The sequence below is a fragment of the Kitasatospora sp. NPDC015121 genome, from assembly GCF_055562955.1.
In genome coordinates this window covers 20106-35282 of sequence record NZ_JBVHEH010000031.1, presented here as the reverse complement: position 1 = coordinate 35282, position 15177 = coordinate 20106, and the positions used below count along the sequence as shown (strand labels likewise).

The following is a 15177-nucleotide window of genomic DNA, read 5'->3' as shown; positions in this document are numbered from 1 at the left end:
ACACGACACGGGCGCCGAACAAGTTTCCCCTCGGATCCCGTCGTCCGACACCTGCGCGGCCCTCACTCCTCCAGAAAAGCGGCCCGCCGGCTCTGCCGGCGGGCCGCTTGACCTCATGACATGCATTCCATGTCGAATCGGATCGACGGGACTACGGACCAGGACGAGGGGGCTCCGTCGTTTTACTGATAGTCCATTTCGGCCCCGGCCCGACGGTCAGGATCTCGTCCCCCGGCATCCAGAGAATCCAGTTCCTCGGGGAATTTTCGACATCCTCCCGAGAGTCGACGGGAAACACGTGGAGCCTGATGCCGTCGAAATCGAAGACGGCTTCAAGGGCTGGATGGAAGATACTCACCGAGGTCATGTCTCGACCCTCCAGAACCTCGACTGCGCGAGCGATCACGGGGCGCGGATCCTCTGAACCGACGATCACCCGCCCCTCACCCTCAATTCGCCAGACCGCCATCGACACCCACAGGCACCACTCGCCGAAGACCATGTCGTCTCCATAGGGCGTGCAGGGCTCACCGAAGTTCAGGAAAAGATTGCTGCCCACCGTCAGGTGCACCGACCAGGCAGGCTTCCCGAGGAGCGGTTCGATCCGGCCATGGATTTGTTCGTAGCTTTTACTCACCGGATCCTCTCTCGAATGGACCAGGCCGCCCCGGGGCCGACGCAACAGTCGTCCCCGCCGGGAAGCACCAACCTCCAGTGAAGAGCATTCTGCTTGTCCGTCACCGTGAAGACGGGGAAAATCCTCAGCCGGACATCCTCGAACTCGAAAGTGGTGTCAAGGCTCGGCGAAAGGATCTCCACGCCTTCCACTCTCCGCCCTTCCAACACTCCCACCGATTCCTCCAGGAAATCCGGGGAGTCCTGGGAGGCGGCGAGGGGCGATTCTTCTCCGTCGATGCGCCACGCGCTGCTGTAGACGACCAGAAGACAGCCACGGCTACTGCCGTCGGCTTCGAAGCGCACTCGCAACACGCCGGACTGCGGATGCTCTACCCCGACAACGCGCCGCCCGATGAGGAAGGAAACCGTCTTCCTCAGCTCTCCGGCGTCACAACTCTCCAGGATTTTCACTAGCAGCCGCTCTCTCCGGAACCGCTCGAATCGCCGACGAAATTGGACTTTCGCCCCAGTATGTCCTCGGTGAGTTGGGTGATCTCCTTCTTCGTGAGGTTGCCGTTGCCGTCGACCTCACCCTTCATGTTTTCGTGCACTCGCCTCATGTCCGCATCGTTCCGAGCTCCCCCCTTTTTCATCGCGTAGTGCCCGCCCTTGTTGTGGTGGCGGTTGTCGCCATTCATCATGTCCTCTCTGTACACATAATCCTCGTCGTCTTCGCCGTACTGGGAAGGCCTCTTGTTCTTACCGTGATTGGCATTGTGCACCAGGACCGGCACGTCACCGGCGATGACGTAGTAGGTGTGGAAGTCGGAGACCGAGAGGTTGAAGGCGGTACTGGCCGGCGTGTCGTAGGTTTGGACGGCGGTAACGACAACGGTGTTTCCGTCGACGCTTCGGAGCCGGTGGCCGGTCTCCACGTCGAGCGCGTCCACCCATCGCCGGGCGCTGTCGTCCCAGTAGGGGTGGTGCGCGGTGGAAACGACGCTCCGGGACTCCTCCGACCGGCCTTCCGGGACGAAGGTCAGCTGAGTGAACTCCGTGTCATAGGCTCCGATGATCGTCGCGGTGACAGGCTCGGAACGGGTCTCGCCGGTCTGCGGATCCGTTGCCAGGACCAGTTCCCCCGGTCCGATCTGTTCAATCGGCTTGGTGGTGCCGTCCGCGAGCTGAACGAGGGTCCCTGCGGGGAAGCTGTTCTTCGCCTTGGTGGGGCAAGACGGTGTCCTGCTGCCACTCGAAGGTTCGGGATCCTCGTGCGCGGCACCGGCGTTGTCCGCCTTGGCCGCATCGGCTTCGGCCGCCTTGGCGGCATCGGCTTCGGCCGCCTTGGCGGCATCGGCTTCGGCTGCCTTGGCCGCTTGCTGCTCTGCCTCCGCGACCTCCTTCTCCGTCTTGCGGGCGACGCTGAACGCTTCCTGGGCCTCCTTGGCCACGCGTTCGGCGCTGCGGATGGCGGAGTACGCCTTCTCACCTTCGCGCCAGAGCTTGAACGCCTTGATGCCGATCTTGACGGCCTTGAAGACCTTGGTCCAGGGGACGAAGTTCAGGGCGGTGTTGATGCAGCCCATCACGTCGCCCTTGGTGAAGCAGTCGCGGGCGTCGTTGAAGCCGATCAGGTCGCCGACCACGTCGACGATTTTGCTGATCAGTTCCTCGCGCGCCTGCTTGGCCTTGGCGAGCGCCTCGTCGGCGGCCTGCTTCTGTCGCAGGGCCTCCTGGGAGGCGTCGTGCGCGGCCTTGCCTGCCCCGCTGGTGGAGGAACTGGTGTTGGCCCCGTTTCCGTCGTCGCCGCTGTTGTGGTTGACGTAGACGAACGGGACGCCCTGGCAGAGGCCGTTATCCAGGACCCGGCAGGTGCCGTCCGGGTCGGAGCTGTCGATCGGGTTGTTGTTCGCGTAGGCGTAGCCGTTCCACGACTGCGGGTCGGATTCGTCGAACAGCGGGTCGACGGACAGGAAGCGGCCTGTCTTCGGGTCGTACTGCCGGGCGCCGAGGTTGGTGAAGCCGGTGCCTTCGATGGTGCCGCCGACGAAACCCTTGTCGCCGGCCCAGACCCCGGCCGCGGGCTGGGTGCCACGGGCGTTGCCGAAGGGATCGGTGGGGCGTCGAGCGACATTGAGGTTGGCGGCGTCCAGTTGGACGCCGGCGGTACCGTGCGGGTCCGACGCCTGGTAGTTGACCGTCGTACCACTATCGGTGGCAGTGCGGGTGATGGTCAGCCCACCGGGGGCCGCGTAGTAGCGGGTGGCGGTGAGCTTGCCGGTAGCGGTGTCGAGGGTGACCTCGTCCGTGCCCAGGTTGATGGTGGTCTTGCTCCCCACCCGGCGGATCAGCTGGCCGCCACCTGCGTCGTAGACGTAGCTGGTGTCCTGGGTGACCTGCCCGCTGTCGTGGACCTTGGCGAGCTTGCCCTGGTTGTTCCAGGTCAGCGTCTTGGTGCCGGCCTCGTCGGTGATGGACGTGGTGTTGCCGGTCGCGTCGTAGGTCGACGTGGTGACCTTGCTGGTGCCGTTCGCGCTGGTCGTCGAGGTGAGCAGCGCATGCGGTCCGCCGGTGCCGCCGCCCGTGGTCGGGTCGGTGGTGGGGGTGTTGGGGCCGGTGGCGAAGGTCTGGGTGGTCTGCTTGTCGTTGACGACCGCGCCGGTGGTGTCGTGCTGGACCAGCTTGGTGCGGTTGCCGGTCAGGTCGTAGGAGTAGGTGTGCCAGTACGGGGCCGGGCCGCCGATCCGGGCGGACGCGGTGAGCGCGGTGGGCTCGGTGGTGTTGGTGCAACCGCCGATGCCCTGCACGGAGGGTGCGGGGGCGGTGGTGGTGGTTCCCTTGTCGGTCCAGGCCGAGCCGAGTCGGCCGAGGTAGTCGTAGGTGAAGCACTGCAGGTCGGTGGCGGTGCCGTCCTGGACGGTCCTCGCCGAGGTCATCGAACCCACCTTGTCGTAGGTGTAGTTCGTGAGGTCGACGTGGGTGGTGGTCGCGGTCTGCTTGTCCAGGGTGGACTGGACGATCCGGCCGGTGGCCGGGTCGTAGTCCTGGGTGGAGACGACCTGCTTCCCGGAGGGGCCCACCGTGGTGCGGGTGGGACGGCCGAGGGCGTCGTACTTCATGTCCTGGACGTAGTAACCCAGGCCGCTGGAGGTCTTGAAGTTGCCGTCGACGTCGTAGGAGCTGCCGACGGTCTCGGCCGCCAGACCACCCACCGCGGGCAGCGCGAGGTCTTCCGGCAGTCCGAGGACCGAGGTGTAACTGGTCGACCAGGTGTAGGTCCCGGCCAGCTTCTCCTCACCGGTGACGGACGGGATCGTCATCGACGTCCCGGTCGGTCGGTAGCCGAGGTCGTAGCCGGTGACCCCGCTGACGTATGCCACCTTGCCGGAGCCGTTCGGGGTGTCGGCGTAGGTGGTCGTCCTGGTGAGCTTGCCCAGGGTCACGGAGTCGTACGTCCACTCGGCGAGCTTCTTGCTCGCGTCGGTGGTGCTGGTTCCGTCGTACGAGGCGGTCTGCCGGCCCAGCAGGTCGTACGTGGCACTGGTGGACTTACCTCGGGCATCGGTGGTGGTGGCGGCGTGACCGGCCTTGTCGTAGACCACGGCCGAGGTGCCGGTGTCCGGGTCGGTCGAGCCGGTCTGCTGGCCGAGCAGGTCGTAGCTGTACGTCCACCGGTGGGCCGGGGTGCTGCTGTCCTGGACCCAGGTCGGCCTGCCCTCGACGTCGTACCCGTAGGTGGTCGTGTCGTAGGCCCCGGTCGGGGTCCCGGACTTGTACTGCCGGACCTCCACGACGGCACCGGTGGCATCGGTGATCTTCGTGGTGGCGTAGCCGCCGGCGGGCGGAATGCTGTCCGTCCGGTCGGCGCCGAGGTAGGCGACCGTGGTGCGCCACTGTTCCTGGCCGTAGGAGACGAACTTGCCGGCGGTGACGCGGCCGAGGCCGTCGTACTCGTTCCAGGTCTGCTTCGGGACCTGGGAGTCCTGCGGCAGGAACACGGTGGCGATCGGGCCGGAATCGGCGTTGTAGTAGGACGGGGTGGACTTGATCTGCCAGCCGTGCGAGTCGTAGAACGCCTCGGAGATCAGTCGGCCGACCTGGCCCTGGACCGGGATGGCCTGGGACTGGCGGACGCGGCCGAGGCCGTCGTAGATCTGCAGGCTCTTGGCGTAGGTGCCGTCCTCGCGGATGCTCTGGCTGGTGACGACCGACGGGGAGGCCGAGCCGTTCAGCGCGTAGGTGAACTTCCGGTTGGGGGTGTCGTTTCCGTCGGTGTCGTTGGGGTCGCGGCCGGGCAGCCAGACCGCGGTGAGGCGGCCCAGCGCGTCGTAGGTCTCCAGCGTGGTGCGGCCGTTCTCGTCGGTCGCCTTGGTGGGCAGGCCGCGGGCCGGGTCGACGAGCGTGGTGGACTTCCAGCCGAGCGGGTTGGTGACCTCCACCTTGGTGGGCAGTTCACCGGTGGCGGGGGTGTACGCCGTGCTGGTGGTCGCGCCGTTGGGGTGGGCGGTGTCGGTGCGGTTGGGGTCGGTGGTGGAGACCTGGCGGCCGTAGGCGTCGAACTGGGCCTTGGACATCACCTTGTAGTTCGGGGTGTTGCCCGTCCCGTAGGACTCCAGGACCCGGTTCTCGGTCTGGTCGGCCTTGTCGCCGATGACGCCGAGCGCCTGGCCGTCGTAGAGGGTCAGGGCGTCCGAGATGGTGTTGGCCTGGGTGGGCGTCTGCCCGCAGGCCCCGGCCAGGGTGAGCACCCGGGAGGGGAGCTCGACCAGCGCCGGGTTGCTGCCGGAGGCGTAGGTGACGGCGGTGCACTGGCGCTGCGAGCCGTTGGTCGAGAGGTCGCCGAGGACGTCCGTGGTCAGGACGCGTCCGGCGTGGTCCTCGTCGTAGGTGGCGGTGCGCTCGGTGGTGCGCCACTGCCCGTTGGAGAGCAGCGAACGGGTCTTCACGTCGGCCGTGTTGACGTACCGGGCGGTGACCTTGGGCAGGTTGCCGGTCTGGGTGTGGGTCGCGGTGATCCTGGAGAGCCACGGGGTGGTGAGCTCGCCGCCGACGACCTTGGCGCCCGCCGCGTCCGACTCGTAGTTCTGGGTCTCGCGGACGAAGCCGGCCAGTTCCTCGGCGTCGGTGATGGTGGAGCCCCAGCTGTCGGCGACCTGCCCGCCCATGCCGCGCAGGTAGGTGGTGACCGACTTGGTGCGGGGACCGTCCGAGCCGGAGCCCGAGGTGGTGGTGACGCTCTGGTAGCCGCGGAAGTTGTCGTAGGTGCGGGTGTCGTCGTCCGCGAACTCGGAGTCGTTGCGGTGCCAGGCCGCGCCGCCGCCGTAGGAGTACTGGGTCTCCTTGGCCACGGTGGCGCTGGTGACCAGCGAGGACTCGGTGATCGAGGAGACCAGGTACTTGTGGAACCAGTCGTCGATCGGCTTGCTGCCGGCCGTCGAGCCCGGCGGGACCCACTTCACCGGCATGCAGGCCATGGTGTTCCCGGCCTCGGAGGCCGGCATGGTGTTGTTGAGCCGCGAGCACTCGACCGGCTTGTAGGTGACGGTGATCCGGCCGCCGGTCTCGGTGGTGATCTCCTTCATCCGGGGGCGGTTGAACTGCGACACCGACGGGACGAGGCCGTCGACCCGGTTGGCCATCTGCATGGCCGTGAAGGCCACGGCGGGCAGCGTGAGGTCGGCCTGGCCGTTCTTGCCGGTGCGCTGGATCGAGCTCAGCCACAGGGTGGGCGAGGTGCCGTCACCGGGGTCGGAGAACACCTGGTTGAGCACCCAGGAGTCGACCACCCGGGCGGCGCCGCCGGTGTACACGGTGGTCTCGACCTTGGTCAGCCGCTTGGAGGTCCAGAACGTCGGGCCGTAGGTGGTGCAGGCGCCGGACGCGGTGCAGGCCTGGTCGAGCGGGGTGTCCGGCCACGAGGACTGGTTGGCCACCACGCGCTGGGCGTCGCTGCAGGTGATCGAGCCGGAGGCGAAGCAGCGCTCGGCCGTGGTGAAGTCGATCTTCGAGGCGGGGTTGCCCGCGCCCTTCGAGGCGATCTGGTCGGCCAGCCGCAGGCCGTACTGGATCGAGGAGACGTTGGAGTACCGGTCGTACGCGGTGCGGGTGCCGGTGCCGTTGTTCTGGCCGCCGCCGCGCGCGTAGGAGTTGGACTCCTTGGCGTACTGGTACTTGATCAGGTTGCCGTGCAGGTCGACGATGTAGTCGAGGTTCCACTGCCAGCCCATCTGGCACCAGGAGGCCAGGCCGGTCGAGGAGTTGTAGCACGGGTCGCCGGCGTGCGGGTGGTAGACCGGCACGGTGTTGACCGAGTTGCTGGCCGGGTCCGTCCCGTCGCCGCCGGGCAGGTGGTTGGCGCCGAAGTAGTACTGGGTGCCGTCGGTGGTGGTGACCTTGAAGCCCTCGCCGTTCCAGGCCCCGTTGTTCAGGCCGGTCAGCGGGGTGATCAGGGTGCCGTCGTCGCCCTGCAGGCGCAGCGCCCCCGTGGTGTCGTCCCTGACCACCGTGCCGGCGTGGCCGGCCAGGTTGAGCTGGAGCGCCTGCCCGGCCCAGCACTCGTCGCCCGACATGTCGATGCCGGACTTGATGCAGGCCTTGTACGAGCGGGAGATCGAGCCGGCCGAGTAGTCCCAGCCGTCGCCGATCCAGCCCGACTGCGAGTTGGTGGCCGCGGTGCGGCCGTCCACCGCCGAGGAGTCGTAGCCCAGCACCACGCTGGGGGCGGCCCCGCCGACCGCGGTCGGCATGTCGAAGGTGTACGAGTAGGTGAAGTTGCCGGAGCCGGAACCCGCGCTCCAGGCCGCCGACGGCGCGATCGGCGTCGCCGCGAAGGAGCCGGAAGAGCCGGACGAACTCGCCTGCGCGGACAGCACCATGGCGCCCGAGGACGCGGTGGCGGCCTGCTGGACGAGCCCGGTCTGCTGGACGAGCCCGGCCCGCTGGACGGACCCGGCCTGCGTCGCGGTGCCCGTGGACGCGGCGGGCGCCTCGGGCAGCCGCACGTCGGCGGTCAGCAGGCCCGACAGCGGGTCGACGGTGGACGGCACCGGGGTGCTGGTGCGGCACTCCGGTTTGTCGGGCGTGGTGAGCGCGCACTCGGGCAGCAGCACCAGCCGGGCCCGGTCGGACCACATCGCGTCGCCGGTGAGCGCCTTGACGTCGAGCGCGACCTGGAACGCGTGGCCGCCCCCGGCGGCGCCGCCGGCCCCCTCCAGCCGGACCACCGGGCCGGTCGAGCCGGCCGCCTTGGCCTTGCCCTCGTCCATCAGGTCGACCTTGACCGAGGGCGTGCCCGCGGCCTCGTCCCGCGCGGTGCCCAGGTCGGTCAGGAACACCGGCAGGTCGCCGGCCCTGACCCTGGCCTTGCCGCCGGCCGCCGGAGCGGCACCGCCGTTCAGCCGGCGCGCCGCCTCCTGGTCCGCCGACACGTCGGTGACCCGGACGGTCGCGCTGCCGGGCTTCGCCGGGGCCGCGGCGGAGTGCTTCCACTCCCGCGGCACCCCGCCGGTGACGGCCGCTCCGGTGACGCCGTCGGAGCGCCCGGACACCGATTTCACGTCCTGCAGCGGCGTGGTCGGCGGGACCCACACCTTCGGCGCCTTCTCGGCGAACGCCGGTGGCGCGCCGAGCAGTGACCCCGTCACCGCCATGAGCGTCAGCATCCCCAACGCCCGGGACCGGCCTCTCAGCCGGTACCGGCGCGGGGTGCGTTCACGCTGTGCCCCCATCTGGTTCTCCCCAACTCGCTTGGAACCATGCGCAAAAGACGCCCCGTCAGGAGACAGGGCGCCCTGGAGCATGCGCAGTGGTCAACACGGGAATCTAGGGACGGGCGACCGGCCGACGCCAGTGCGCGACGGCCGAATTCACCATCCCGTTATAAAGTTCGCCGTCGAATCGGATCGCTTTCGGAAATACCGGACACGGGAATTCAGGAAGTGCGCCTGAAGCCGCCCCGGTGGAATTGCCCCGGTGAATTCCGGGCCGATTTCCGAGGCGGTGGAGCCGGTCGGGGGGAGCCGGTGGCGCCCCCCGACCGGGCCGTTCGGGCGCTGGGTCAGGCGGCCGCCCCCATGCCCCAGCGCTGCGGGTAGGTCTGGTTGCAGTCCCAGATCTGCAGCTGCGTCCCGTTGGCGAGGTTGCCGTTGGGGATGTCCAGGCAGCGGCCGGACATCGGGTTGTAGAGCGAGCCGTCCGCGCGGTAGAGCCACTGCTGGGCGGGGTTGCCGTCACAGGTCCACAGCTGGATCCTGGTGCCGTTGCCGGTCGCCGCGCCGGTGACGTCGAGGCAGCGGCTGAGCACCTTGACGGTGCCGTTCGGCTGCGAGGTGGCCTGCTGGGCGGTGCTGGGGTTGCAGTCCCAGATCTGGATCGCGGTGCCGTTGGCGTCCACGCTGCCGTTGGCGTCCAGGCACTTGTTGCCGCCGACGCCGGTCGGCAGGTCGGCCATGATCCGGCTGGTGGCGGTGCTCGGGTCGGTCGGGGTGTCGAACACCTCGACGTCGCTGACGCTGCCGTCGAACGCGGCGGAGAGCGTGCCCGACTCCTGGGAGTTGCCGATCACCAGCGGCCCGCTGTAGCCGAACTTGCCGGCGTGGTAGCTGCTGCCGGCGAGTACCCCGTTGACGTACAGCGACATGCCGCCGGTGGTGGCGTTGTAGCTGGCGGTCAGGCGGTCCCAGCGGCCGGCCTGGTAGCGCGCGGCGCTGGTGCTGACGTCCGCCGTCTCGTGGTAGTTCCAGCCGGCCCTGTCGGCGGTGGCCAGGGCGAAGCGCCAGGTGCCGTCCTTGTCCGGCCAGAGGATGAACCCGCTGGAGGTGGCGCCCTTGGTGGACAGCACCGAACCGCTCACGCCGGCCGGCTTGGCCCAGACGCTGACGGTGAAGGACTTCGTGGTGTCGACCTTGACCTGCTGGTTCTGGCCGCTCCCGTAGGAGATCACCGAGTTGGCACCGGCCGTACCGAGGCCGCCGCCGAAGTGCGCGACGGTGGTGCTCCTGCCGTTGACCGTGTCGGTCGGGAAGGTGACCGCGCCGCCGGCCGTCATCGGGTTGTTGCCGTAGACGTCGGTGACGGCGGAACCGCCGGGGTCGGTGAGCTTCAGCCGGGCGACCGTGCGGCGGCTGTCGCCCTGGTCGTACGGGGTGGTGGCGAAGCCGGTCACCGCGGTGGAGCCGGCGGTGGCGGTGCCGGGCCACACCTTGAGGCGGTTGGCGGTGTCGAACGCCCAGAGGTCGGGCAGGCCGTCCTTGGTGGCGTCACCGCTGGAGCCGATCCGCGCGTAGGCGGCGGCGGTGAACTTCTGGGTGCCGACCGTTCGGGCCTTGGTGGTCGGGTCTACCAGGTTGCCGAAGTCCAGGTACCCGCCGGCGGTGAGCGTGATGTCGTAGGCCCGGATGGTGCCGTCGGTCTTGTCCCGGGTCCACAGGGTGGGTCGCACGGTGCCGGAGGCGGCACCGGGGTTGATCAGCTCGTAGTTGTCCCAGTTGGCGTCGGACACCTTGACCGCCGGGGCGCCGATCCGGTCGGTGGGGTGAGCGCGGTAGAGCCAGAGCTTGCCGCCCTCGACGGTGAGGACGGAGGTCTGCTCGATGCTCTCCGGATTGGCCGTGGGGTCATTGGGGCTGAGCGGTGCGTGCAGCACGCCGAGCGACACCACCTGGGTCAGGTTGGTCCAGGTGCCGCTCCAGCCGGTGGGGGCCGAGGGGAGCGCGACGCCGTCGAGGCCGACCCAGCTCTTCGGCTTGGTCAGCAGCCCGGGCGCCTGGAAGGTTCCGTCGCCGTTGTTCTGGTACAGGTAGAGGTTCCGGGCCAGTGACGTGCCGTCGACGGTGGCGTTGGTCCACACGATGGCGTCGTCGACCGGGTTGGGTGACGAGCGCAGGGCGCCGAGGTGGGTGGTCCGGACGGTCAGGCCGGTGGCCGGGTCGTTCTTCCAGGTGGTGCCGCCGGGGGCGAGGCCGACCGGGGCACCCTGGATGGCGCTCATGTCGCTGTCCAGGCCGATGACCCGCAGGTTGCCGAGGTCGTCCGGAACCATGACGTCACCGCGGCCGTCGCCGTTCAGGTCGCCGGGGGCGCCGGCGGCGGTGCTGGCGTCCCAGGGGGCGTAGAAGGTGTACGGCTGGGGCTGGCTGTAGTTGCCCGCCACGTCCATCGCCTGTACGTAGAGGATGTTGGTGCCCCAGGTGGGCGGCGCGAACGGGAAGGTGCCGGAGGCACCCTTGACCACGCCCTCCTTGTTGGGCGTGCCGGGCGCGTTGCAGGACCAGCCGGTGACGGCGGTCGGGTCGGTGCTCCAGCGGATGCAGGCCGGGCCGGAGGCGTTGAGGCCGGTCGCGGGCGCCGGGTCGGCGGCGGTGAGGGTGAAGGTGCCGCTCTGGCCGGCCTTCTTGGTCGGGGCGGCGCCGATGGTGCCGCTGGCCGGGAAGTCGGTGGAGGAGATGCTCACCCTCGGCGGGGTCTTGTCGACCCGGAAGTAGCACGAGGGGGTGGTGCCGGAGGACAGCGAGCCGTCACCGGCGCTCGACGTCCAGCCGTACTGGTGGCCGTCGGTCATCCGGTCGACGTTGACCGTCGCCGTGCCGTAGCCGCCGGCCCCGGTGCTGCTGGGGTAGGCGTGCCAGGTGCCGTCGTTGTCGTCCCAGATGTGGAAGCCGACCGTGACGGTGGCGCCGATCGGTGACCAGGCGCTGGAGCTCAGGGAGACGTACTGGTTGGCGCCGACCCAGCCGGGCGCGTACCACGCGTAGCCGCCGCCCGGGGTCTGGCAGTCGTTGACCTGGGTCCCGAAGGTCGGGTCGTTGACGAAGCCGGGCGTCGGGGAGGTCCGCGGGTACCAGATGGTGGGCGCGATGTCGTAGTACGTGGTGATGTGCGCGTTGGAGCCGATGTGGTGGCGCAGCAGCTTGTCGGTCTCGTTCTCGGCCGAGATGCCGACCGTCCAGTTGGGGGCCTTGTCGTTGACGAGCTTCTGCACCCACCAGGTGACGTCCCAGCTGATGGTGCCGGTGCCGGTGCCGGTGACGTCGGCGTTGGCGGCCCAGGTGCAGCCGGTCATCTTGCCGTTGGTGCCGCAGGGCTGGTTGTTCCAGGTGGTGGTGCCCTGGAAGGCCGGGGCGCTGTACACGTTCAGCGTCGACTTGGTGCCCGGCGAGGAAGCGTCGACCACGGTGGTGGACAGGGTGGCCCGGTTGACGGTCGCGGTGCCGTGGCCGCCGCCCTCGAACAGGCCGTCGGGGCTGGGGATCTGGTAGTACGCGCGGTAGCGGCCGTAGCCGGTGCAGTCCGAGTAGCCGCAGTAGCCGACGCCCAGCGAGCTGAGCGTGTTGACGTTGGCGGTGTCGGGGTGGTTCTCCTGGACCTGCGCGTTGACCGTGGCGCCCTTGTCGACGCTGGTCTCGGGGTCGAGGTACCAGGGGCCGGTGCCCTTGCCGAAGGTGGCCGGGTCCGGGGTGAGCACCAGTTCGGTGTCACCGGCGGAGATCCCGATCGCGGAGACCGCGGCGGCGGCGCCGGGCCGCTCGGCGTTCGAGGCCTCGGCCGCGGCCCTCGCCTCGGCGGCGCCGGGCGCGGCGAACGGCGACGTGGCCCGGGCGCCGCCCGGCTTGACCACGGGGGCCGGCTCGGGGGCGGTGGCGGAGTCCCACTGGAACGGGGTCGGGGCGTGGAAGCGCGTCCTGCCCGTGGCGTCCTTGAACGCGACGTTGCCCGCGGCGTCCGTGCCGGCCTTCACGCCGGTGGTCCGCAGCGGGAAGTGCAGGCTCTTCAGCCGCGGGTCGGCGGCGGCCCGGGCGGTCCTGACCACGATCACGTCGCGCCAGCCGCCGTCCGGACGGGCCGTCACCCGCAGGTCCACGTCGGGCAGCACGGAGGCGTAGGTGGCGGTCGGGCCGTCCAGGGTCGGCTTCGGCAGCGGGAAGGGCGCGCTGATCGCCATCGAGGCGCCGTCGGCGGTGGTGATCTTCGCCAGCGGACCGTCGCCGCCGCCGGAGAGCACCAGGTCGCTGCCGGTCAGGGCCGGGGTGACGGTGCCGTCGGCGTTGGCGCGCAGGGTCGCGTCCAGGGTCTGCCAGGTCCCGTTGCGCTTGGTGCGGACGTCCTGGGCGTTGGCGTCCGAGTGGAGCGTCCGGCCGTCGGGGTCGGCGAAGACCTCGGTGGTCTCGTTCGTCATCGCGTCGATCCGGACCGGCTTCCCGGTCTCCCCGGCCCGCTGGAGGGCCGAGCGGATCGCCTTGGTCTGCGCGGTCTCGGCCGGCGCCGGAGCGTCCTGCGCGCCCGCGGTGGGCGCGGGCGCGGGCGTCGCGGCCCACGCGGCCGGGGAGGAGAGCGCGGTGAGCACGAGCGCCGTGGCCGCCGCCACCGTCGCCCGGCCGAGCACGCCTCCCCCCGTGGACCGGATTCGTTGTCTGCGGCGTCTCAACTGGGTCGTATCGGACATGGCGCGCGCGGTCCCCCCTCACGACAGCCCACCCCCCTCGGACGGGCGTTCGTTTGAGAACGATGCTTCCCGCACGAAGATCGGGTCAAGACCTCCCGGCGGTATGTCCAATATTTTCCCGCGTGTTCGCCAAAACCACCCGAGTCGGCCCTTCTCCCCCTACAGGGCGGCAAATTGACGCCTCATCACCTCCGATATCAGGAGGGCCTTCGCGATATCGGGACGAATTCGAGAATCCGCAGGACGAAAGGAGCCTCCGCGCCCATGACCGACATCGGACGGAACGTCACGTCCCGCCCCCGACCCCGCCCGGGTACGCAGCCACCACGACGGCCAGCAGGCCGGGGAAGCGCTCCTCCAGGTCGGCCGCGCGCAGCGTGGTCAGCCGGCGGTTGGCCTCCTCGCGGTGGCGGATCAGGCCGGCCTCGCGGAGCACCTTGAAGTGATGGCTGAGGGTGGAGGGCGCGACGTCCACCGGGAAGGTGCCGCAGGCGCGCTCGGGTTCCGCGCTGAGGGTGAGCACGATGGTCATCCGGGTGGGGTCGGAGAGCGCGTGCAGGACGTCCAGCAGGTCGATGTCGGCGGTGTCGGGGTAGTGCGGCGCCTCGCGGCGGCGGCTGGCTCGGGGCACGGGGGTCCCTTCCTGCGATGTTCGACATCCGTCGAAACTGCGTGGTACTAATTTCGATGTTCGTAGAACATCGTAGCTTCCGACGTCCCAGGGGGACCGCCATGCGCGCACTCGTGATGACCGAAGCCGGCGGCGCCGAGCACAGCCGGGTCCTCGACCTCGAACCGCCGCGACCCGGACCCGGGCAGGTCGCGATCGACGTCGCGTACGCCGGGCTCAACTTCGTCGACGTGATGGCCCGCCGGGGCGACGGCTACGCCGCCGCCTGGCCGCACCACCCGGGCAAGGAGGTGGCGGGCACCGTCCGCGCCCTCGGCGAGGGCGTCACCGGCCTCGCCGTCGGCACCCCGGTGGTCGCCGCCACCCGGTCCGGCGGCCTGGCCGGGACCGCCGTCGCCGACGCCGCCCTGACCGTCCCCGTCCCGGCCGGCGTGCCGCTGGAGGTCGCCGCCGCCGCCCCGCTCGGCCTGGCCACCGCGCTGCTGCTGCTCACCGACGCCGGGCGCTTCACCGCGGGCGAGAGCGTCCTGGTCCACTCGGCGAGCGGCGGCGTCGGCACCGCCGTCGCCCGGCTGCTGCCGCTGCTCGGAGGCGGCCGCCTGCTCGGCACGGTGGGGCGGCCCGAGAAGGCCGGGGCCGCCCGGCGCCACGGCTACCACGCGGTGCACGCCCGCGGCGCGGACGCGCGGGAGCAACTGCGGGCGGCGAACGGCGGGCGCGGCGTCGACCTCGTCCTCGACCCGCTCGGTACCGCCGCCCTCGACCTCGACCTCGACCTGCTCGCGCCGGGCGGCCGGATCGTCCTGTTCGGCAACGCGGGCGGCGGCACTCCGGACCCGCTGCCGCCCCTGCCCCGGCTGCTCGCCGCCAACGCCACCCTGACCGGCTTCAGCCACTCCGGCCTGCTCGCCGCCGCCCCCGCGAAGGTCGCCGACGCCGTCCGCCGCACCCTCGACCTGCTCGCCGCCGGCTCCCTGGAGGCCCCGGTGACCGTCCTGCCCGACCTCGCCGACGTCCCCGCCGCGCACGACCTGCTGGCCGCCGGCCGGGGCGAGGGCAAGTACGTGGTCGCGCTGGGTCAGCCGTCGTAGGCGCGGCGCGCGGCGTGCACCTCCTCGATGTGGGTCTCCGCCCAGTCCTTGACCGCGGCGACCACCGGCAGCAGCGAGCGGCCCAGCGGGGTGAGCGCGTAGTCGACCCGGACCGGCACCGCCGCGGTGACGGTCCGGGTCAGCAGGCCGTCGCGCTCCAGCGTCCGGAGGGTCTGGGTGAGCATCTTCTGGCTGACCCCGGCCACCGTCCGGCGCAGTTCGCTGTAGCGCCGCGGGCCGTCCGCGAGGGCGTTGAGCAGCAGGCTGACCCACTTGTCGCTGATCCGGTCGAGCAGCTGCCGGGCGGGGCACTCGGCGAGGTAGGCGTCGTAGCGGGCGCGCTCCTGGGCGCGCTGCTGGTCGGCGGTACGGGTCGGCATCGGGGTCACCCTCCGGTG

The 15177-nt window shown here is 70.3% G+C and carries 7 protein-coding genes; 1 reads left to right on the top strand and 6 read right to left on the bottom strand.

Annotation, left to right across the window (positions count from 1 at the left end; genetic code table 11):
- Positions 1–151: 151 nt before the first annotated feature.
- The 5 genes from ACZ3J7_RS33840 to ACZ3J7_RS33820 all read right to left on the bottom strand — a co-directional run bounded on the left by ACZ3J7_RS33840 (position 152) and on the right by ACZ3J7_RS33820 (position 13688).
- Positions 152–637 carry a hypothetical protein gene (locus ACZ3J7_RS33840; protein ID WP_465627222.1) on the bottom strand — a complete coding sequence of 162 codons (486 nt, stop codon included), beginning with the start codon at positions 635–637 and terminating at the stop codon, positions 152–154.
- Positions 634–1089 (bottom strand): hypothetical protein, encoded by a 456-nt coding sequence (locus ACZ3J7_RS33835; protein ID WP_465627221.1) that lies wholly within the window; start codon positions 1087–1089, stop codon positions 634–636. Before ACZ3J7_RS33835 ends, ACZ3J7_RS33840 begins: the two co-directional genes overlap by 4 nt.
- Positions 1089–8267 carry a polymorphic toxin-type HINT domain-containing protein gene (locus tag ACZ3J7_RS33830; RefSeq protein WP_465627220.1) on the bottom strand — a complete coding sequence of 2393 codons (7179 nt, stop codon included), beginning with the start codon at positions 8265–8267 and terminating at the stop codon, positions 1089–1091. Before ACZ3J7_RS33830 ends, ACZ3J7_RS33835 begins: the two co-directional genes overlap by 1 nt.
- A gap of 407 nt (positions 8268–8674) precedes the next feature.
- On the bottom strand, positions 8675–12997 hold the full coding sequence (locus tag ACZ3J7_RS33825; RefSeq protein ID WP_465627219.1) for a ricin-type beta-trefoil lectin domain protein: 4323 nt from the start codon (positions 12995–12997) through the stop codon (positions 8675–8677).
- 346 nt (positions 12998–13343) lie between these two features.
- The gene (locus tag ACZ3J7_RS33820) at positions 13344–13688 is read right to left on the bottom strand and encodes an ArsR/SmtB family transcription factor (RefSeq protein WP_465627218.1); all 345 of its coding nucleotides are present in this window, start codon (positions 13686–13688) and stop codon (positions 13344–13346) included.
- 101 nt (positions 13689–13789) lie between these two features.
- Between ACZ3J7_RS33820 and ACZ3J7_RS33815 the strand changes: the two genes are divergently transcribed.
- On the top strand, positions 13790–14779 hold the full coding sequence (locus tag ACZ3J7_RS33815; RefSeq protein ID WP_465627217.1) for a quinone oxidoreductase family protein: 990 nt from the start codon (positions 13790–13792) through the stop codon (positions 14777–14779).
- Here the strand turns inward: ACZ3J7_RS33815 and ACZ3J7_RS33810 are convergent.
- Positions 14767–15159, bottom strand: coding sequence for a winged helix-turn-helix transcriptional regulator (locus ACZ3J7_RS33810; protein WP_465627216.1), 393 nt, complete (start codon positions 15157–15159; stop codon positions 14767–14769). The genes ACZ3J7_RS33815 and ACZ3J7_RS33810 overlap by 13 nt on opposite strands.
- Positions 15160–15177: the final 18 nt, after the last annotated feature.